At 64.9% G+C, this 19,074-nt stretch carries 17 protein-coding genes; 9 read left to right on the plus strand and 8 right to left on the minus strand.

What is annotated here, in order from left to right; translation table 11 throughout:
* Positions 1-42: 42 nt before the first annotated feature.
* From C443_RS12610 to C443_RS12620, 3 genes are read right to left on the minus strand one after another with little or no spacing between them, the layout of a single operon-like run.
* A complete protein-coding gene (locus C443_RS12610; protein ID WP_005536804.1) occupies positions 43-642 on the minus strand; it encodes a hypothetical protein in 600 nt (199 codons plus the stop codon).
* Complete coding sequence (glyS, locus tag C443_RS12615) at positions 643-2,379, minus strand: glycine--tRNA ligase (protein ID WP_005536805.1); 1,737 nt, start codon at positions 2,377-2,379, stop codon at positions 643-645.
* Positions 2,376-3,221 (minus strand): CBS domain-containing protein, encoded by an 846-nt coding sequence (locus C443_RS12620; protein ID WP_005536806.1) that lies wholly within the window; start codon positions 3,219-3,221, stop codon positions 2,376-2,378. The genes glyS and C443_RS12620 overlap by 4 nt, the downstream gene beginning before the upstream one ends.
* Before the next feature lie 373 nt (positions 3,222-3,594).
* Between C443_RS12620 and C443_RS21750 the strand changes: the two genes are divergently transcribed.
* Together C443_RS21750 and serA are read left to right on the plus strand one after the other, a co-directional pair.
* On the plus strand, positions 3,595-3,762 hold the full coding sequence (locus C443_RS21750; protein WP_005536808.1) for a DUF7556 family protein: 168 nt from the start codon (positions 3,595-3,597) through the stop codon (positions 3,760-3,762).
* A 148-nt stretch (positions 3,763-3,910) separates the two neighbouring features.
* Entirely contained in the window at positions 3,911-5,497 is a 1,587-nt protein-coding gene (gene serA / locus C443_RS12625) for a phosphoglycerate dehydrogenase (protein WP_005536810.1), read from the plus strand.
* 32 nt (positions 5,498-5,529) lie between these two features.
* Here the strand turns inward: serA and C443_RS12630 are convergent, their stop codons facing one another.
* The 5 genes from C443_RS12630 to C443_RS12650 form a co-directional block, all read right to left on the minus strand.
* Positions 5,530-5,745: a hypothetical protein gene (locus C443_RS12630; protein WP_005536811.1), complete on the minus strand. Its 216-nt coding sequence runs from the start codon at positions 5,743-5,745 to the stop codon at positions 5,530-5,532.
* Positions 5,746-5,837: 92 nt separating this feature from the next.
* Positions 5,838-10,025 (minus strand): DNA-directed DNA polymerase II large subunit, encoded by a 4,188-nt coding sequence (locus C443_RS12635; RefSeq protein WP_005536812.1) that lies wholly within the window; start codon positions 10,023-10,025, stop codon positions 5,838-5,840.
* Between the two features lies 1 nt (position 10,026).
* Complete coding sequence (locus C443_RS12640) at positions 10,027-10,449, minus strand: PPC domain-containing DNA-binding protein (protein WP_005536813.1); 423 nt, start codon at positions 10,447-10,449, stop codon at positions 10,027-10,029.
* 188 nt (positions 10,450-10,637) lie between these two features.
* On the minus strand, positions 10,638-11,147 hold the full coding sequence (locus tag C443_RS12645) for a 2'-5' RNA ligase family protein (protein ID WP_049944047.1): 510 nt from the start codon (positions 11,145-11,147) through the stop codon (positions 10,638-10,640).
* Between the two features lie 40 nt (positions 11,148-11,187).
* A complete protein-coding gene (locus tag C443_RS12650) occupies positions 11,188-11,376 on the minus strand; it encodes a DUF7554 family protein (protein WP_005536815.1) in 189 nt (62 codons plus the stop codon).
* A 158-nt stretch (positions 11,377-11,534) separates the two neighbouring features.
* On the opposite strand from C443_RS12650, the gene C443_RS12655 reads away from it, so the two are divergent.
* From C443_RS12655 to argC, 7 genes are all read left to right on the plus strand, one after another.
* Positions 11,535-12,629, plus strand: a complete 1,095-nt coding sequence (locus tag C443_RS12655) for a helix-turn-helix transcriptional regulator (protein WP_005536816.1) — start codon at positions 11,535-11,537, stop codon at positions 12,627-12,629.
* A gap of 137 nt (positions 12,630-12,766) precedes the next feature.
* A complete protein-coding gene (locus tag C443_RS12660; RefSeq protein WP_193363481.1) occupies positions 12,767-13,552 on the plus strand; it encodes a hypothetical protein in 786 nt (261 codons plus the stop codon).
* A gap of 399 nt (positions 13,553-13,951) precedes the next feature.
* The gene (locus C443_RS12665; RefSeq protein ID WP_005536818.1) at positions 13,952-15,214 is read left to right on the plus strand and encodes an argininosuccinate synthase; all 1,263 of its coding nucleotides are present in this window, start codon (positions 13,952-13,954) and stop codon (positions 15,212-15,214) included.
* Between the two features lie 4 nt (positions 15,215-15,218).
* Entirely contained in the window at positions 15,219-16,718 is a 1,500-nt protein-coding gene (gene argH, locus C443_RS12670; protein ID WP_005536819.1) for an argininosuccinate lyase, read from the plus strand.
* A 165-nt stretch (positions 16,719-16,883) separates the two neighbouring features.
* On the plus strand, positions 16,884-17,048 hold the full coding sequence (gene lysW / locus C443_RS12675) for a lysine biosynthesis protein LysW (RefSeq protein ID WP_004959888.1): 165 nt from the start codon (positions 16,884-16,886) through the stop codon (positions 17,046-17,048).
* An 84-nt stretch (positions 17,049-17,132) separates the two neighbouring features.
* Positions 17,133-18,029, plus strand: a complete 897-nt coding sequence (gene lysX / locus C443_RS12680) for a lysine biosynthesis protein LysX (protein WP_005536821.1) — start codon at positions 17,133-17,135, stop codon at positions 18,027-18,029.
* Positions 18,026-19,063 (plus strand): N-acetyl-gamma-glutamyl-phosphate reductase, encoded by a 1,038-nt coding sequence (gene argC, locus C443_RS12685; protein ID WP_005536823.1) that lies wholly within the window; start codon positions 18,026-18,028, stop codon positions 19,061-19,063. The genes lysX and argC overlap by 4 nt, the downstream gene beginning before the upstream one ends.
* The last annotated feature ends 11 nt before the right edge of the window (positions 19,064-19,074 follow it).

A 19,074-nucleotide genomic window follows, 5' to 3' on the forward strand; every position in this document is an offset into this window, starting at 1 on the left:
GGTTAAGCGTTCAGATACCGAGGTGAAAGTAAACAGCGGGAGTTACAGGCCGATCCCGGGCAGGTACTGGACGCCGACCCACATCGCCAGTGCGCCAAGCACCGGAATCGAGAAGTTGTCGTCGACGACGTAGCCGGCGATGCGGGGCTTGACGCCGTCGGCGAACGTCGCCGCGACGCCACCAAGGATGGCGGCGGCGGGGGGAACAAACGGCGCGGCGAGCAGCGTGCAGACGCCGAACATCACCAGCAGGACCCAGGCCTGTTTGATGTTGCTGGCGTCGCTGGATCCCAGCAGGCCGCTGATAGGGTCGCCGATAGCGAGCATCAACATCGCCGGGACGGCGACCGTCACGCTCATACTCGGGAGTTCGACGGCGAAGGCGACGATGGCTATCCCGACGATGTACAGCGCGTAGCCGGCGGGGTTGTCCTGCTCGTACTCGCGGGTGAGCCGGTCGTACACCACCCAGTCCAGTCCGGTCGTCAGCCGCACCGCTTCGAGCACACACACGACGACCAGCGCCACGGCCAGGAATCCCTGGACGACGCGCCACGTAATCAGCTCCGGCCGGAGCAGATGCGCGAGCGGGACCGCCGCGCCGGTGACGTGGACGAGCCGCCGGGATACCTCGTCGGCCATCTACAGGTCGTCGAAGGTTAGCTCGCCGCTCGCGAGCCGTTCGAGCTGGTCGGCGAGCCCGTCGATGGGGAGCCGTTTCTGTTCGGTCGTGTCCCGTTCGCGGACGGTGACCTCGCCGTCTTCCAGACTCTCGTAGTCAACCGTCACGCAGTAGGGCGTGCCGACCTCGTCCTGTCGGCGGTACCGGCGGCCGATAGCCCCGGAATCGTCGTAGGTGACCGAGAGGCCGGCGGCCCGGAGGTCGTCGGCGATATCCGTCGCGAGGTCGGCCATTCCGTCCTTGTCCATCAGCGGGAAGACACCGACCGTCGTCGGAGCCTGTTCCGGCGGGAGGTCGAGGTAGGTCCGCTCCTCGCCGTCGACCTCGTCGGTCTCGTAGGAATGTGCGAGGACAGTGTAGATAATCCGGCCGACGCCGAACGACGGCTCGACGACGTGTGGGCGGATGTGTTCGCCGTTCTCGGTGACTTCGTCGACGCTGAAGTTCGTTTCCTCGACGGGGACGGTGTGGGACTCGCCATCGACCTCGACGGTGACCTCGTCGTCGTCGAAGGCGTCCGGGTTCCGCTCGGCCAGCGCTTCGAGTGCGTCGGCGACTGCGCCGGCCGACCCGCCGAACTCCGGCCCGAGATAGCTCATGTCGGGGTCGACAGTCGCACGCTCGACGGTAATCGGCTCGTCGTACTGCTTGAACACGGTGTAGTCCTCGCCGGAGTGCTTGGCGTGTTTCGAGAGGTCGTAGTCGCCCCGGTAGGCGAAGCCCGTAATCTCGATCCAGTCGCCGTCGACCTCGCTCTCTGCGTCCCAGCAATCAGAGGCGTAGTGAGCGCGCTCGCCCGCGAGGTGCTGGCGGTACCGGAAGCGGTCCATGTCGACGCCGATGCGCTCGTACCACTCCTTGGAGACGCCCAGGTAGTAGGCGACCCACTCACTTTCGACGACGCCATCGTCGACGGCCTCGCGAACAGTGAGTTCGCGCTGGCCGCCGTCCTCAGCCTGCTGTTCGGTGGCGGAGTACAGTGGGAGCACCACGTCCTCGACCTCGGCCAGCGGCGGTTCGTCTTCCTCGGGGTCGATGAAGTGTTCGAGTTCGGCCTGCGTGAACTCCCGGACGCGGACGAGGGATTTCCGCGGGGAGATCTCGTTCCGGTAGGCCTTCCCGATCTGGGCGACGCCGAAAGGGAGCTGATTCCGGGCGTACTCGGAGAGCTGCGGGAACTCCACGAAGATGCCCTGTGCGGTCTCCGGCCGGAGATACCCCGGCGACGACGAGCCCGGGCCGATGTTGGTCTCGAACATCAGGTTGAAGTTATCGACCGGCTGATCGGCCAGGGACGTCTGACAGGAGGGACATTCGATGCCGTGCTCGGCGATGAGGTCCATCACCTCCTCGTTGGGGAGCGATTCCGCCTCCTCGATGTCCGTGTTGTCCTCGACGAGGTGGTCGGCACGGTGGGTCGCACCACACTCGCCACATTCGACGATCATGTCGTCGAAGCCGTCGAGATGCCCAGATGCTTCGAAGACGGGTTCCGGCATCACGTCGGGTGCGGAGATCTCTTGATGGCCCTCCTTGACGACGTAGCGGTCCCGCCAGGCGTCTTCGATGTTTGATTTCAGCGCAGCGCCCTGTGGTCCGTAGGTCCAGAAGCCCGCCGCCCCGCCGTAGGCGCTCGAAGAGGGGAAGTAGAAGCCGCGACGCTTGGCCAGCTCGGTAAGTCGTTCGCCTTCGCTCATAGGCCTCGCAGCAGATCGATGTCCCGTACGATGCCGGTGAGTTCGTCACCGGACAGCAGCGGGATTTGTTCGATGTCGTGCTCGATCATTAGCTGGGCCGCCTCCTCGGCGGTGCGGCGCTTGTTCACCGTCACGACGTCACTGGTCATGAACTCGCGGACGGGCTCGGCCGGAAGCTCGACGTTGCGGGTAGGCATGTACCGACCGCCGACGGCTTTGATGCCTTCCCAGGCCCAGTCGTCGTCCTGGTTGGCGATGGAGTCGCCGGTGTCGTCCTCGCCCTCGACGACGCGGGCGACCGCGATGATGTCGACCTCAGTGAGCATCCCCGACATGTCGCCGTCGTCGCCGAGGACGACGCCGTACGGGACGTTCGCGTGGGAGAGTTCCCGTTCGGCAACGGTCAGCGGCGTGCCTTCGTACACGCAGTTGATGTCGCGGTTGGCGAGTTCGTCGACGACCTTGTCACCATCGACGTCGCCGTTGGCGATAGACCGGATCACGTCGGTCACTGTGATGATCCCTTTGAGCTGGCCGTCGACGATGGGGAGGCGTCGCTCGCCGTCCTCGACCATCACCTGTGCGGCAGCCTCGATAGACGTGTCCCCGCTGATCGCCGGGACTTCCTCAACGAGCAGGGCTAGCTGGTCCTCGTCGGGGCTCTCGATAAGCGCATCGCGTGAAATAATCCCTCTGAACTCCTCGCCATCGTCGGTTTCCTTGATAACCGGGACCGACGAGAAAGCCTGCTCCTGGAGGTACTCCAGTGCGTCATCACGGGTACCCGGAATAGTAACCGTGACAACCTCCGAGCGTGGCGTCATAGCGTCTGCGACGTTCATACTGCCAGAACTTCCTGCCCGCATCTACTAAGTCCTTAACATCCGTCCGTTTTCGACATTCAGGTCGCACGCTGGGCGACCAGCGGCTATCGCCGACGACCGTGCAGACACTATCTCGGAGACCCAGGGACCGTGCCGCCTCGGAAACAACTACGTCTTCTGCCATATCGAACTCTCGTATCTGAATTTGAATAGAAACCCGGATACAGGTACTGATGGTTGAAATATAAGGCTCTATGCGTACTGTCCTACGGACCACTCTGTCCCAGTATTGACAGGAGTGGAACTATTGTCAGACAGTTGGCTTTGGATCATACTCTACCCCTCTACGGGTTTCGCTAAGTTTTTATATGGTTGTTACATATTATCATGCATGGAGTCGGAACCTGTTGCTCCGGTCGAGATGGCCGCGGATGGAGACATCATGGCGTCCGTCGAAGAGGGCCCAACGGACCAGTTTATTGTCGCCGACGTGACCCAAGACGACGCCTATCTCACAACCCCACTCCCGGACGCTGCCTCGCTCCCGGCCTGGCGATAGGTCGCTGTCTGTCGTTTCATTTTTTGCTGACGGTCCCACCACTCAGGGTCCCCCATTAGCGGCGCGGTCACCCCGCCCAGAGTATCCGAACGCAGTCGTCCGGACCGAGAAAACAAGCGTTATGCCGTCCCAGTAAGTTCGATTCGGTATGAAGGTACTCGTTACGGACCCTATCGCTGATGCCGGTCTCACGCGACTCCGTGAGGCGGGCCACGACGTCGAAACTGCCTACGAGGTCGAGGGCGACGCGCTCCTCGACGCAGTGGCCGACGCGAACGCGCTCATCGTCCGCTCGGGCACCGAGGTCACCGAGGAAGTGTTCGCGGCCGCGCCTGACCTCATCATCGTCGGTCGGGCCGGTATCGGTGTCGACAACATCGACATCGACGCCGCCACGGATCACGGCGTCATCGTCGCCAACGCCCCCGAAGGCAACGTCCGCGCCGCCGCCGAACACTCCGTCGCGATGGCGTTTGCAACCGCTCGCTCCATCCCACAGGCCCACGACCGCCTCAAGAACGGCGAGTGGGCCAAAGGCGAGTTCCTTGGCACGGAAGTCAACAACAAGACGCTGGGCGTCGTCGGCTTCGGCCGCGTCGGCCAGCAGGTCGCCAAGCGCCTCGGCAGCCTCGGCATGGACATCGTCACGTTCGACCCCTACATCAGTCAGGAGCGCGCCGACCAGTTCGGCGCGGAGCTGGTCGACGACCTCGACGACTGCCTCGCCAAGTCCGACTTCATCACGATCCACACGCCGCTGACCCCCGAGACCGAGAACATGATCGGCGAGGACGAACTCGCCGAACTCGAAGGCGGCTACGTCGTCAACTGTGCCCGCGGCGGCATCATCGACGAGCCGGCCCTTGCCGAAGCGGTCGAAGACGGCGTCCTGAAGGGCGCGGCGCTCGACGTGTTCGGCGAGGAACCCCTGCCCGAGGACAGCCCGCTCCTCGCTGTCGACGACATCATCGTCACGCCACACCTGGGCGCGTCGACGGAGGCCGCACAGGAGAACGTCGCTACCTCCACAGCCGACCAGATCATCGCCGCGGCCAACGGCCAGCCCGTCGCCAACGCCCTGAACGCGCCGTCGCTTGACGAGGCGACGTTCAAACAGGTCGGGCCGTATCTCGACCTCGCCGACACCGCCGGCCGCATTGCGGTCCAGCTGTTCGGCGGCCACATGTCCGAAGTGCAGGTCACCTACGCTGGTGACATCGCCGAGGAGGACGTGGAGTACGTCACCGCCAGCGCACTGAAGGGCGTGTTCGCGCCCTCGGACCTGCAGGTCAACGCCGTCAACGCTCCGCAGATAGCCAAGGACCGTGGCATCGACGTAACTGAGTCCAAGACCCGAACCTCCGAAGACTACCAGAGCCTCATCACCGTCACCGTCTCGGACGGCGAGGAATCCGTCTCCGTCTGTGGGACCCAGTTCGGCGGCGAGGAACCCCGCATCGTCCGCATCGACGACCACCGCATCGAGGCGGTGCCCCACGGGCACATGCTGGTCGTCCGCAACCGCGACGAGCCCGGCACTATCGGGTTCATCGGGACCGTGCTGGGCGAGGCCGACATCAACATCGCCGGGATGTTCAACGGCCGCGAGACCATCGGTGGGGAGGCCCTGTCCGTCTACAATCTCGACGAACAGCCGCCACAGGACATCATCGAGCGACTCAACGGCGACAGCCGCATCATCGAGACGACCTACGTCGAACTCGGCGACGAGTAACACAGCAGAATTTTCCGACAGCCGGGTACGGGTTATTCCCCGTGGAGAAGGCGCTCGTACCGGTCGACGACGGCCTGCCGATGTTCGCGCTCCTGTTCGAGCGCGGTTTCCAGCGTGGCTACCTGTGAGCGCAACAGCGCGATCTGTATCTGATAGATCGTACTTGGTGTCTGCCGGGGCGATGGTGACGGGGAACCCGACCGGTCCCCGGAGTCGAACGACGGCGCTGAATCGCGGGACGAGGCCATACCCGTGACAGGACCGCCACGGGCAAAAACACCCGTCGGACGGCTGTCACGCGCCCGTCTGTCACCTTGAGAAGTCCGGGTGGCGTTGTCGTTCACATGAAGTCCGCAATACCTGACTGCTTGTTGTGATCGTTCTCGAACACCGACTCGATTTTCCGCTCCAGTATCTTGAGCCGCTGTTTCGTGTAGTCCCGTGCGCCGAACTCGTCGGCGACGCGGATGGCCGTGTCGATGTACTTGTTGACCGACCCCTCGTGGACGGTGAGGTTGACGCGGCCGCCACACTCTCGACAGTCACCGGTCAGGGGCGCACGGCGGAACGACTCGCCGCAGTCGAGACATCGGACCTCCTGTCTGGAGAACGCCCGGAGGTTGCCGATGAGGTCCGGCAGGAAGTGGTACTCGATGATTCGTTCGGCCACGTCACTTTCGACGACGGCCCGGAGCTTCCGGGAGATCTCAAGCTGGGCGTCCATCTTGTCCTCCATCGAGCCGAGCGTCTTGTACGCCGAGAGATCCGGCCCGGCGGCGATGTTGGTCGTGTCGTGGGTGTGGCGGAACTCGGTGTACTCGCGGTCGGTCCCCAGCGTCTCCTCGGCGATCTTCATCACGTCCTCGACCTCGGTCGGGTCCTTCATTTCGCGGGTGGCCTCGTAGAACTCCCGGGGATAGGTCTCCATGATGTCCATATTGTGGGCCTCGTCGTCGATCTCGCTCGGGTCGATACGGGAGGACATCACCAGTGGAGCGTCCATCTGGCCGCCACGCTGGTTCGGGAGATACGACTTCGAGAAGTTCAGCAGGCCGTCCATCAGGAGCATCACGCAGTCCTCGTCGCCGTCGCACTGCCCGACGTAGGTGCCTTCGACGGCCACCCGGTGCGTGTCAGCGACCGTGAGACAGTAGACGTGGTCGACGTCGCTTTCGACGTACTCGACAGCCTCGACGGTGTCTGTCGGGGCTGCGCCGTCGGTAGCTGCCGTCGAAGCTTCGCCGCGTGCTGTCATCGTCGTCGTCTCGCCGCCGTCGTAGGCAGGGAGGTCGTCGCCGGCGGCTAAATCGCTGGCCGGAACCTCTTCGATTCCATCGGAGCCAGCCCGGAGCATCGTGTGGTCGGGCGTCACCCGGAGTGTTCGGTCGCCAACGGTTACTTCGACGAGGTGGTCCGGCGCGGGGTGTTTCGAGACGGCGTCGACGGGCTGTCGACAGGGGCCGTTCTCGCCAAGCGACGACACGGTAAGATCGCCGTCTAGTTCCTGAACGAGCGTTCCGAAGTCGTCCTCTTCGGGGTCGTCCAGTCGGCTTTCGACCAGTTCCTCGATGGTACCGTATTCCCAGTTGCCGCCCTCATCCTCGTACCACAGCCGGGTGTCCGGGTGGAAGCAGTTCCGGCGCTTGGCGGCGTGGAAGTACGGGTGCGCGTAGCCGACGGCGGCGGAGGTGAAACCGACCACGCGGCCGACCGTCGCCGCGCTGGTGTGAGGGGCCATCCCGAACACGAGTTCGCCGACGAGGTCCTCGCGGTCGTCGAACTCGTAGAACCGTTCCAGCCCGTAGTACTGCTCCAGGAGGTCGTCGACGAACCGGGCGGTCTGGAGCATGTGTTCGGCCGCGCCGTCGGAGAGGACGATGTCCTGGACCTTCAGTTCCACGAGCTGGTCGTCGTGGGTCAGCGGGTCGCCGTGGATGTCTTCTTCGTAGCCCAAGCCTCGGAGTCGTTCGGCGGAGACATCCAGTTCCGCGGCTCGGACTGCGGTCACCGGCAGGTCCGTCATATCGTAGCGGACCGTGCCGTCCTTGAACGCCGACACGTCGTGTTTCGCCCGGAGGATGCCCTTCTCCATCGGTTCCGGGACTTTCTCCTCGGATGTGAGCCCCTTGACCGCTTTCAGTTGCTCGAAGGCCGTCTCACGCTCCCCGACGGTTTGCAGGGCGTCCCGATACGCTTCCTGCAGGTCGAGCACTTTGTACTGGGTCGGCGAGGCGAGCGTCTCACAGCGTCCACACTCCGCGCGGCCGGACTCGTCGCGCTCGACCTCGGCTTCACAGTCGGGACAGACGTACACCGGTTCGGTAGTCCCGCTGCATTCGGCACAGTTCGCCTGGTGGGTCTCGGTCCCGCAGTCGGGACAGCGCCGCCGGGCGACTTCCACTTCTATGCGGCCGGGCGTGTCGCTCATCCCGTCGGCGTGTTTCGTCGCCTTTGCCACGTCCCGCTGTGCGCCGCCGGCCTCGCCGATGGGGCTGAGCGTGTGGACGGCCGGCGAGAGGTCTCGTCGCTCGGATTTCTCGGGGCGACCCATCCGGTTGCCGATGCGGGTCGGGGCGCGCTCCCGGACCTGGAACGGCGCGATCTCGTTTATTGCTTTGATAGCGTTCTGGCCGTCTTCGCGCTCAGCGTCCTCGGCAACCCCGATTGCGTCGAGCGACTCGCTGTCGCCGTAGGTCCGGGCGTGCTCAGAGAGGTCCGACGGTGTCCAGTCCCGCTCTAGCGACCGGGAGAACCCCAGCGTCCGAACCAGCGGTACCCAGTCGGTGACCGTAATCGTCTCCTCGTCCTGCGTGTGCTCGACGAGCAGGTGTTCGAGCGTCTGCTGAACGGCGTCGCTCCGTGGAAGAATAAGTGCGCCGTCGTCGCTGTGTGCGTTGCCCGCCGTGCCGTCCATCTCCGGATCGGCGTACGCGCCGTCGGCCTGTGCGACCTGTGCGTCCTCGACGGCGTCGGCGAGCGCACACATCTGGTCGACGCTCACGTCGTGCCAGAGGTAGGTGTATTTCGGGTGCAACGGGGCGTCGTACTCGGTTGCCCACTCGATAGCTTCCTCGGCGCTCGGGTCGGCGAGGTCGATGTGGGGCGAATCCTGCATGGCCTGTACGTCCGCGTCGGCGGCCGCGAGGTCCTGCTCCCACCACTCGACGGTGTAGGAGGCCGGCGCGAGCGGGTGGTTGTTCTCGACGAACTCGCCGTAGTTGACCAGATACTCGCCCAGGTCGAGTATCTTCTCGACGCCGTTGCGGACTGCCAGCGCCTCCTCGGCGTCGTCGATGCGGCGGACGTCGCCGTTGGCCAGACGAACGGTCGGCCCCTCGATGGTGTCGACCGGCACGACGCCGGCGGCTTTCCCCGGCCGCTCGGTCTTGATCTGGGTCCCAGTCGCGAGGAAGTCATCGACGAGATGCATCGTCGCTGGGTGGACGCCGGCGGTCGCGAAGCCGTGGTTACGTGATCGGCCGTAGCGAAGCCGGAACCCGCCCGCTTTCGACGGGTGAGAGAACACCGGCCGGCCGGCGATGAGGTCCCGGAGGTATTTGTCGGCGGGGTCGACCCGCGGCGGTCCTGCCTGCCCGTCAGCCTCGTCCCCGCCGTCGTCGTCCGCGCCGTCGCCACCGTCGTCGCCGTTCGCGTCTGCTGCGCCGTTCTCCTCGTCGGCTTCGTCCTTGCCGATGGTCCCGTCGATGAGGTCCTGTAGCCACGGCCAGTCGACCTCGTCCAGGTTCCGGGTGTAGCGCTGTATCTTCGGAGCTTTCAGCGCGATCCCTTCGGCCAGTACCAGACACATCCCGCCCCGCGGGGAGTTCGAGTCGACGCGTTCGAGATCCCGGTAGCCTGACACCTCCTCGTCGCCGGTCGCCTCCCCGTCGAGCATAATAGGCATGTTCTCGGCGATGAACTTCGTCTCCTTCTCCTTTGGCGAGTACTGGAGACCGGTGTCCTTGTCGTAGAGGTCAATCTCCTCGGCGTAGCGGCCGATCTCATCGTCGCGGGCCTTGTACTGGTCGATACCGAGCAGCGCGCGGGCGTAGTCCGCGACCAGCACGGACAGCGCCTGTGCGGTTCCGCCGGCCGAGCGGATCGGCCCGGCGTAGTAGACGTTGATGAACTCCGTGCCGTCGTCGTTTTCCAGCAGTTCCACGCGGTCGATGCCCTCGATAGGGGCGGCGACGACGCCTTCAGTCAGCAGCGCGACGGCAGTCCGGACCGCGCCCTCGACTTTCCCTTCGCGGCTGTCGTAGTCGCCGACAGTCCCTTCGACGAAGTCCTCAACCAGTTCTAAGGCGGCCTCCTCGCGAGACATCTGCCCCTCCAGCTCCCGCACTCGCTCGGCCACCCCGTCGATGCCGAGGATGTTCTCGACCCGATCGGCCATGTCACGGGCGGTCGGAATCTCGACTTCGGGCTTCGGGTCGCCGCCGCGCTCTTTGGCCCGCTCGGCGACATCGAAGGCGGCTTCGAGCTGGGTTTCGAGCGTTTCGAAGTACTGTTCGTCGGCCTCCCGCATCTTAGGTGTTCCAGAGGTCCAGGTCGGTTGGTTCGTCGTGCTCCCGCCGGAGTTCCGTATCGAATCCGCGGACATACAGCTCGCCCGCCCAGACGGTGCCGGCGTTCAGGTGGCCCGCGATCGCCTCGCCGTCGGGCCGCGAGAGGACGGCGTGGGTGTGGGCGAACCGCTCCTCGTCGAGATGCGAGATGTTGCCCATGCAGGCGGCGACTTCCAGCGGTTCGTCGAAGGTCAGCGAATCGTACTCGGTCCGGTCCTGGTCGTAGAACATGAGTTCCGCGTCCTGCACTGCCCCAAGCCCGTAGAAGAAGCCGGCGTCGATGCCCTGTTCGTCCGCGAAGGCCTCGATCTGCGCGCGCCAGTCCCCACCGTGCTCCAGTCGGCAGACGAACTCGGACGTACTGTCGACTTCGCGGTAATCCATATCTGTAGTGGATGGCAGGCCGCTCCAAAAGCGTTGCTTTCGGTCCAACCGTTTATATCCGAAGCCGAGGCCACGGCCGCTGTGACATGACCACAGCCCGGCGCGCTTAGGGGTTGTGCGGCACACCGCGCCGGGACCGACCCGTGCCGCCTGTTCGCCATTGCGCCGGGACAGACGACCGACCAGCGCTACGCCGGCAACGACACCCGGCTGACCGGCTGGTTCCGGTCGGCGTCGTAGAACGTGAGTTCGTCGACGGTCCACCGGATCGGTTCGATGTCCCGTTCGACCAGCCGCGCGGCCGCGTTGCGGTCCCCGCCGCGGGCGACGGTCACGTGCGGGATGTACTCCGCTCCTTCCATCTCGTCGACGGGGTCGAACCGATCACAGAGCCGCTCGTGCAGGTCGACCAGTCCGGGGCTCTCGACGGCGAGATACACCACCGGCGAGGGACCAGTCACAGCCGTTTCGAACTGCTCGACGCCCGCAATCTGGGCCTCGAACGCCGGCTGGCCGCGAAGCGCCTCGCGCCCCTGCGCTTCCAGTCGCGCGTAGGCCGCGTGGTCGCCGTTTCCCAGCCGTTTGGCGACTAACGTGTGCTCGCCCCGTCCCCGTCGCTGTGCGAGCGGCAGGTCCGTCGCGAGGTCGGCCGCTAGCGACGTGACTGCTGACGGAAGCGGGACGTTGATGCTGTACACAGTGAGCGGGTCGCTCGCTGCGGGCAAAAAGAGCGCGGTCCTACAGCCGGTCGACCAGCCACAGGACGATGAGAACGACCAGAATCACGCCGAGGAACGGCTGAAGTATGCCGAGCAGGCCAGTCAACAGTCCGAGTGCCGTATCGAGTACCTCGAGCACCAACCAGACGACAATGAGAACGAGGACAATCTTCAGCAGGGTGTCCACGTCGAGTTTCGCTCTGTCCATGCTCAACCGGACTCCCTCACGGGGCAAACCCCTTGTGGCCACAGCGACCGGTGATTCAGGCCCCGGCAGAGATGCGGCATGTGATGTAAGGTCGCAGCGTATCAGTTCACACAATCGGCAATAAACGATATACCTGCTGAGGGGGTAGCCGCGGTAGGATGGGCCGGAGCGCTGGAACGCTGGTAGTCGTATTCGTCGCAATAGCACTGCTTGTCCCGACAGCGACCGGCGTCGGGTTCGGTAGCCTCGGCCAGCAGTCCGTCGACGCGGACGTGGTCGTCATGACCGCTGACGTAGACACTGACGGGACCGCTGACTGGACGGTTGCCTACCGTATCCGACTGGACGACGACAACGCCACGCAGGCCTTCGAGGACCTGCGTGCCGATATCCAGACAAACCCTGCAGCGTACACGGACCGCTTCGAGAGTCGGATGCAACGCACTGCCGGGGCCGCGGAGAACGCGACCGGCCGCGAGATGGCCATCGAGAACGTCTCTGTGAGCGCACACGAGGAGACGTTCGGCCAGACGTACGGCGTCATCACCTACCGGTTCCAGTGGACGAACTTCGCTGGCGTCTCCGACAACCGCCTCGAAATCGGTGACGCGCTCTCTGGGCTATTTCTGGACAGCGAAACCTCACTGACTGTCCGCTGGCCGGCAGGCTATCAGGCCACCTCCGTCGCGCCGCAGCCTGACGAGCGGGAGAACGCCTCTGTCACCTGGCGCGGCCAACAGACGTTCGGGGAAAGCGAGCCGCGAGTGGTCGTCAGCCCAGAGGACAGCGCCGGTGGTGACAGCGGATCGAACGGCCTCCTCGTCGGCGGACTTCTCGCGCTGGCCGGCATCGTCGCCGGGGCATACGCCCTTCGACGATACGGCATCCTCGGCGGCGGTGAGCCGGCCGAGCCGCCGGCGTCGATGGTCGACTCGGACGATTCAGAGGCGGAAGCCGCCGCCGGCACCGACGCCGACGCTGGCACGCCGCCGGCTGAACTCCTGAGCAACGAGGAGCAGGTCCTGCAACTGCTCGAATCGAACGGCGGGCGGCTCAAACAACAGCAGGTGGCCGGCGAACTCGACTGGACCGACGCCAAGACGAGTCAGGTCATCGGCGGCCTCCGTGACGAGGACAAGGTCGAGACGTTCCGTATCGGCCGAGAAAACGTGGTGACGCTGCCGGACACTGATGTGGCTGGTGGCGACGGCGGCGGGGTCGACGGAACCGACAGCGGTGACGAAACACGGTAATAAAGCCACCGACCGTTCACCGGAACCTGTCAGTTGGTTCGAGCGCAGTATTGCAGTTTTAATCCGGCTTAATCGGCGCTAACCCGGCATCACTGACGCCTATTTATAGGCTCTTGGGTGGACAAGTACTGGATAGAATGAGACGAGCTACTCCGGTATTGCTGGCGCTGCTGCTCGTGGCGAGCACGCTCGCCGCGGTACCTGCCGCAACGATGGCACAGGAAACGGAAGCGGTGACCGAACAGGCCAACGAGAACCCGACGACCCCCGGCGCACAGCTGGCGGGCGTCGTCAGCGTGCAGGAGGCTGAACTGGACGGGGAGGTCCAGTCTCGGACGTTTGGGATCCGCGTTGCGAAGGCGAACACTGATGCTGCGAAGGCGTCCGTTGTCGCCGAGCAGGTGAACGACTCCGAGGCCCGACTCGAAGAACTCCAACAGCGCAAGCAGGCATTGGAGCAAGCCCGCGAGAACGGCTCGATGAGCGAGGGCGAGTACCGGGCGAAGGCCGCACAGCTCCACGCTGAAACGAAGAACGTCCAGCGACTGGCAGACGAGACGAACGAAACCGCCAGCCAGCTCCCTGCCGAAGCGCTGGAGAAGAAGGGCATCGACGCGGCGGCGATCAAAACCCTCTCACAGCGTGCAAACGAACTGAGCGGTCCGGAAGTCGCCGCTGTCGCACAGGGTATCGCCGGGCCGAACGTCGGGAAGCAGGCTCGACCTGACGTTGCCGGTGACCGTGGCGGCGATGCAGCAAACCGAACCGAAGCGGGTGACCGTCCGGTGGCCGGGCCGGAGCGGACCCCGGCGGGTGAGCGGACGGACGATACCGATGCTACGCCAGCCAACGAGACGGCTACCAATGGCGAGGAAACCGAGTCGCTGGGTGGCGGGTCTGATACTGTCGATGCTGGCCAATAGCCAGAGCGAAGACGAATACACCGTTTAACCTCATCACACGTCAGTTTGTTGCCGGTGCTGGTCGCTATGGGCGACGCGATGGCTGCTGATGTCTGGTGTTTGTTGTCTATACACACGCTACTGTGAACACGGAAGCTATTAGTACCCGAGTCACACAGCAGAAAGTACATGACGCGGACCCCCCTCTCCACGATGCTCGCTGCGGACAGCGAGGGGTCCCTCCGTTTCTCCCCACGACGACGACGACCGGGCCGTTTCTAGGCCCACTACTACTTACTCTTCACTCGACAGGTTCGTTTCGTCGCTAGACGCCGTCGTCGTCGGTTCGATGGGATACTCGATCTGTTGTTTGATCGAGAAACCGACAGGCACACCACGGAACCAATTCAGAACACATCCATGCCAGAAGGAAACGGAACCGTCGCGCTCGCTTTCTCGGGCGGGCTCGACACGACAGTTTGCGTATCGCTGCTGAAAGAAGAATACGGCTACGACGAAGTCATCGGCGTCACCGTCGACGTCGGCCAGCCCAACTACGAGTTCGAGGAGGCCGAGGAAACAGCCGAAGCGCTGGGCGTTGAACAGCACGTCGTCGACGCAACCGAGGAGTTCGCGGACCTCTGTATGGAGGCCGTCAAGGCCAACGCCGACTACCAGGGTTACCCGCTCGGGACCGCCCTCGCGCGCCCGGTCATCGCCAAAGCCATCCTCTCGGTCGCCGAGGAGCAGGGCTGTTCGGCCGTCGCGCACGGCTGTACCGGCAAGGGCAACGACCAGCTCCGCTTCGAGTCCGTCTGGCGCGACTCTGACCTCGATGTCATCGCGCCGGTGCGTGAACTCGGGCTCACCCGCGAGTGGGAAAACGAGTACGCTGCGGAAAAGGGCCTGCCCGTTGAGGGCGGCGACGGCGGCCGCTACTCAATCGATACGAACCTCTGGAGCCGCTCCATCGAGGGCTCCGAACTTGAAGACCCGAGCACCATCCCAGCCGACGACATCTACAAGTGGACCGAGAACCCCTCGGACAAGGACGCCGAACTCGTCGAGGTCGAATTTGAGGAAGGTATTCCCGTTGCCGTCGATGGCGAGGAACTCGGCGGCGTCGAACTCATTGAACAACTCAACGAGCAGGCGGGGGCCCACGGCATCGGTCGCACGGACATGATGGAGGACCGTATGCTCGGGCTGAAAGTCCGCGAGAACTACGAACACCCCGCAGCGACGGTCCTGCTGACGGCCCACGAGGCGCTCGAAGGGCTCGTCCTCACGCAGGAGGAGCGCCAGTTCAAGGCCCAGGTCGATCAAGAGTGGTCACAGAAGGCCTACCAGGGGCTCGTCGACGCGCCGCTGACGGGCGCCCTCGAAGCGTTCATCGACGACACCAATGAGCGCGTCACCGGGACTGTCACGGTCAAACTCGAAGGCGGCCACTGCCGCCCGGTCTCGCGCGAATCGGAGTACGCCGTCTACAGCGAGTCAGCGGCCTCGTTCAACGAGGAGGACGTCTCCGGCGGCATCACCCAGCAGGACGCGACCGGTGTCGCGAAGTACCACGGCTTCCAGTCTCGCCTCGCGAACAAGATTCTGGACGACGCGAAAAAAGGGGCCGCCGTGACGGACGGCAGCGGTGACCACGCCGCGACCGAGGATACGGAGGAGTAAGCGAATGAGCGACAGCGAGGACCACGAGACCGTGGACGCGACCGACGACAGTGAAACGGTCGTCCGCCGTGACCGCTTCGCGGGCGGGCCCGCCCGGTCGTTCCTCTCCTCGCTGTCCGACGACGAACGCATCTTCGCAGCTGACCTCGCGGTTGACCGCGCCCACGTCGTGATGCTGGCCGAACAGGAGATCATCGACCGCGAGACGGCCGGCGAGGTGCTGGCCGCGCTGGCGGACGTGGAAGACGCGGGACACGGGGCGCTCCCCGACGGCGAAGACGTGCACGAGGCCATCGAAAGCGCTGTCATCGACCGCGTTGGCCCGGACGGCGGGAAGATGCACACCGCCCGCTCGCGCAACGACGAGGTGGCGGCCTGTATCCGCTACCGCCTGCGCGAAGACATACTGGCCCTCGTCGAGACTGTCATCGGTGCCCGCGAGCAACTCATCGAGGTGGCTCGCGCCGAGCGCGAAACGGTGATGCCGGGCTACACGCATCTCCAGCCCGCCCAACCGACGACGGTCGCCCACTGGGTACTGTCCTACGAACAGGCGCTCCAACGCGACACCGCGCGGCTGCTGGATGCCTACGAACGGGTTAACCAGAACCCGCTGGGGTCGGCCGCGTTCGCGGGGACGCCCTTCGACGTGGACCGCGAGCGCACGGCGGAACTGCTCGGGTTCGAGGGCGTCGCCGAGAATTCGATGGACGCCTCGGCGACGCGTGATTTCCTCGTCGAGACGACCAGCGCCGTCGCCACGCTGGCGACGAATCTGTCGGGGCTGGCCGAGGACGTGGTCGTAATGGCGAGCAAGGGCCACGCCGACCTCGACGACGACTACGCCTCGACGTCCTCGATCATGCCCCAAAAGAAGAACCCCGACACGCTGGAACTCGTCCGCGGGCGTACCGGCGACGCCGTCGGCGGGCTAAACGGCCTGCTGACCAACCTGAAAGGCCAGCCCCGTGCGTACAATCGCGATCTCCAGCGCGCCAGCCACCACGCCTGGGACGCAATCGACAGCGTCACCGAGAGCGTGGCAGTCGCCGCCGGCGCGGTCGCGACGGCCGACTGGCCCGCCGAGACGTTAGCGGAAGCGGCCACTGACGGGTTCGCGACGGCGACCGGCGTGGCGGACCTGCTGGCGATGGCCGGCGTCCCCTTCAGGACAGCCCACGAGGTCGTCGCCGAGACAGCCGCGCAGTTGGGTCCCGAGGAAGACGCGCCAGACTACGAGGCGCTGTCGGCCGTCGCCGAGGACGTGCTGGGCGAGCCCCTGTCGACCTACGTCGACCGCGAGGCGCTGGCGGCCGCACTCGACCCGACGGAAAGTGTCGCCATGCGGGACTCTCGCGGTGGCCCGGCCCCCGACGCCGTCGCCGACCAGGTGTCGGTAGCCGAAGACGCACTCGCCGCCGACAGCGAGGCACTGACTGCCCGCCGGCAGGCGGTTTCACAGGCGGCTGACCGCCGCCAGACGGAGGTGGACCGATATGTCTGAGCGACCACCGTCCCCTCGTGGGACAATTATACCATAATTCTGATACACGATTCGGAAACGTGGCGGATTTGGAGCTTTGATACGATTAGAGGGCAGTATATCTTGTTAAACTATTCTGATATGTTCGAAGGCTTTAAGTGGATCCCTGTCACAGGATGAACTACAATGGCAGAATGCATCGAGTGTGGGGCGGACGTGTCCCTGCACGACAACCTCGAAGTCGGAGAGATCGTTGACTGTGCCACCTGCGGTGCCGAACTGGAAGTCGTTGGCGCCGACCCTGTCGAGCTCGACAGCGCACCCGAGCTCGAAGAGGACTGGGGTGAGTGAGGTGTTCGCGGTGGCGCGGCGCTCGGCGCCGTACGTGACCGTGGCGCTCGACGCTGCGAGCCGCGAACCCACGGAGGACTCAGTATGAAAGTCGGACTCCTCTACTCGCGCATCCGCCGGGACGAGAAGCTGCTCCTGTCGGAACTGCGCGAGCGCGACCACGAGATCGAGAAAATAGACGTTCGCAAACAGCAGTTCAATATCCACGAGGCCCCCGAGGCCTTCGAGGATCTGGACATCGTCGTCGACCGCTGTCTGGCGACCAGTCGTAGCGTGTACGCGACGAAGTTCGCGGAGGCCTACGGCGTGCCGGTCGTCAACGGTCCCGAGGTCGCCGACACCTGTGCGGACAAGGTCAACAACAGCCTCGCGTTAGAGGCCGCGGGCGTGCCGACGCCCAACACCGACGTGGCGTTTACGAAGGACGCCGCGCTGGAATCCATCGAGAAGTTCGGCTACCCCTGCGTCCTCAAGCCCGTCGTCGGCTCCTGGGGTCGCCTGATGGCGAAGATCGACTCCCGCTCGGCCGCCGAGGCTATCCTCGAACACAAGGAGACACTTGGCCACTACGAGCACAAGATCTTCTACGTACAGGAGTTCGTGGAAAAGCCCGGCCGCGACATGCGTGTGCTGGCCGTCGACGGCGAGCCCATTGCGGCGATGGTCCGCTCCTCAGACCACTGGCTCACCAACGCTGCCAAGGGCGCAGAGACCAACGAGTTTGAACTTGACGACCGAGCGCTGGAACTGGTCGAGAAGGCCTCCGACGCGGTCGGTGGCGGGCTGCTCGGTATCGACCTGATGGAAATCGGTGTCGACGAGGAAAGCGGCGAGTTCGAGGACTACACGGTCCACGAGGTCAACCACACCGTCGAGTTCAAGGCGCTGAACGAGGTCACCGACGTGGACGTGCCTGCGAAGGTCGTCGACTGGCTCGAACAGAAAGCGGCGACAGAAGCCGACGCCGAGGTGACAGCATGACGTACACCGCAAGCGTCGTCGGCGGCTCCGGCTTTACCGGCGGAGAACTGCTTCGTATCCTTGACGGCCACCCCGAGTTCGAACTGGCACAGGCGACCAGCCGCTCGAAGGAGAACAAGACTATCGGGCACTCGCACCCGAACCTTCGCCACTCGGACTTGCGGTTTTCCTCGCCGGAAGACCTGGAGTCGGTCGACGTGCTGTTCGCCGCGACGCCCCACGGCGTCTCGATGGAACAGATCGACGCGTTCCAGGAGGCCGCCGGTACGGTCGTCGACCTCTCGGCGGACTTCCGCCTCGATAGCGAGGCCCAGTACGACGAGTGGTACGACGGACATACACGCCCGGAGCTGCTCGAACAGAGTGAGTACGCCCTGCCGGAACTCAACCGCCACAACCTCGAAGGCGCGGACCTCATCGCCTCTGGCGGCTGTAACGCCACGGCGACGATCCTTGGCCTGCTCCCGCTGTTCGAGGCCGACATCCTCTCCGGCGACGAGCAGATTGTCGTCGATGTGAAGGTCGGCTCCAGCGAAGGCGGGGCCGGTGGCGGCGAGGCGTCCAGCCACCCCGAGCGCTCGGGCGTCGTCCGCCCGTACGCGCCGACGGGACACCGCCACGAGGCCGAGATACAGCAGTTCCTCGGCATCGACGTGTCCTTTACCGTCCACGCGGTGGACATGATCCGCGGCGCGAGCGCGACCTGCCACGTCTTCCCCGAGGGGCCTGTCTCGAAAGGTGACCTTTGGGGAGCCTACCGCGGTGAGTACGAGGACGAACCCTTTGTCGAACTCGTCGCCGGCGGCGGTGGCGTCTACCGCTACCCCGAGCCAAAGTCGGTCGCGGGGACGAACCGCGCCGAGGTCGGCTTCGAACTCGACCCCGGCAACAAGCGACTGGTCGTGTTCTCGGCCATCGACAACATGATGAAGGGGTCGGCGGGGCAGGCCGTCCACGCGGCCAACGTCGCCCTCGGCATCGAAGAGACGGCGGGCTTGGAGTTCCAGGGGCTCCACCCCGTCGGCGCACCGTAACCCCTGACCTG

Origin of the sequence: Haloarcula argentinensis DSM 12282 (assembly GCA_000336895.1) — an archaeon.
Classification (GTDB): Archaea; Halobacteriota; Halobacteria; order Halobacteriales; family Haloarculaceae; genus Haloarcula; species Haloarcula argentinensis.

Bases quoted from the DNA above. Each gene is read 5' to 3' on its own strand.
- C443_RS12610 (WP_005536804.1), bottom strand. From the start codon at position 642: ATGGCCGACGAGGTATCCCGGCGGCTCGTCCACGTCACCGGCGCGGCG.
- glyS (WP_005536805.1), bottom strand. From the start codon at position 2,379: ATGAGCGAAGGCGAACGACTTACCGAGCTGGCCAAGCGTCGCGGCTTC.
- C443_RS12620 (WP_005536806.1), bottom strand. From the start codon at position 3,221: ATGAACGTCGCAGACGCTATGACGCCACGCTCGGAGGTTGTCACGGTT.
- C443_RS21750 (WP_005536808.1), top strand. From the start codon at position 3,595: ATGGAGTCGGAACCTGTTGCTCCGGTCGAGATGGCCGCGGATGGAGAC.
- serA (WP_005536810.1), top strand. From the start codon at position 3,911: ATGAAGGTACTCGTTACGGACCCTATCGCTGATGCCGGTCTCACGCGA.
- C443_RS12630 (WP_005536811.1), bottom strand. From the start codon at position 5,745: ATGGCCTCGTCCCGCGATTCAGCGCCGTCGTTCGACTCCGGGGACCGG.
- C443_RS12635 (WP_005536812.1), bottom strand. From the start codon at position 10,025: ATGCGGGAGGCCGACGAACAGTACTTCGAAACGCTCGAAACCCAGCTC.
- C443_RS12640 (WP_005536813.1), bottom strand. From the start codon at position 10,449: ATGGATTACCGCGAAGTCGACAGTACGTCCGAGTTCGTCTGCCGACTG.
- C443_RS12650 (WP_005536815.1), bottom strand. From the start codon at position 11,376: ATGGACAGAGCGAAACTCGACGTGGACACCCTGCTGAAGATTGTCCTC.
- C443_RS12655 (WP_005536816.1), top strand. From the start codon at position 11,535: ATGGGCCGGAGCGCTGGAACGCTGGTAGTCGTATTCGTCGCAATAGCA.
- C443_RS12660 (WP_193363481.1), top strand. From the start codon at position 12,767: ATGAGACGAGCTACTCCGGTATTGCTGGCGCTGCTGCTCGTGGCGAGC.
- C443_RS12665 (WP_005536818.1), top strand. From the start codon at position 13,952: ATGCCAGAAGGAAACGGAACCGTCGCGCTCGCTTTCTCGGGCGGGCTC.
- argH (WP_005536819.1), top strand. From the start codon at position 15,219: ATGAGCGACAGCGAGGACCACGAGACCGTGGACGCGACCGACGACAGT.
- lysW (WP_004959888.1), top strand. From the start codon at position 16,884: ATGGCAGAATGCATCGAGTGTGGGGCGGACGTGTCCCTGCACGACAAC.
- lysX (WP_005536821.1), top strand. From the start codon at position 17,133: ATGAAAGTCGGACTCCTCTACTCGCGCATCCGCCGGGACGAGAAGCTG.
- argC (WP_005536823.1), top strand. From the start codon at position 18,026: ATGACGTACACCGCAAGCGTCGTCGGCGGCTCCGGCTTTACCGGCGGA.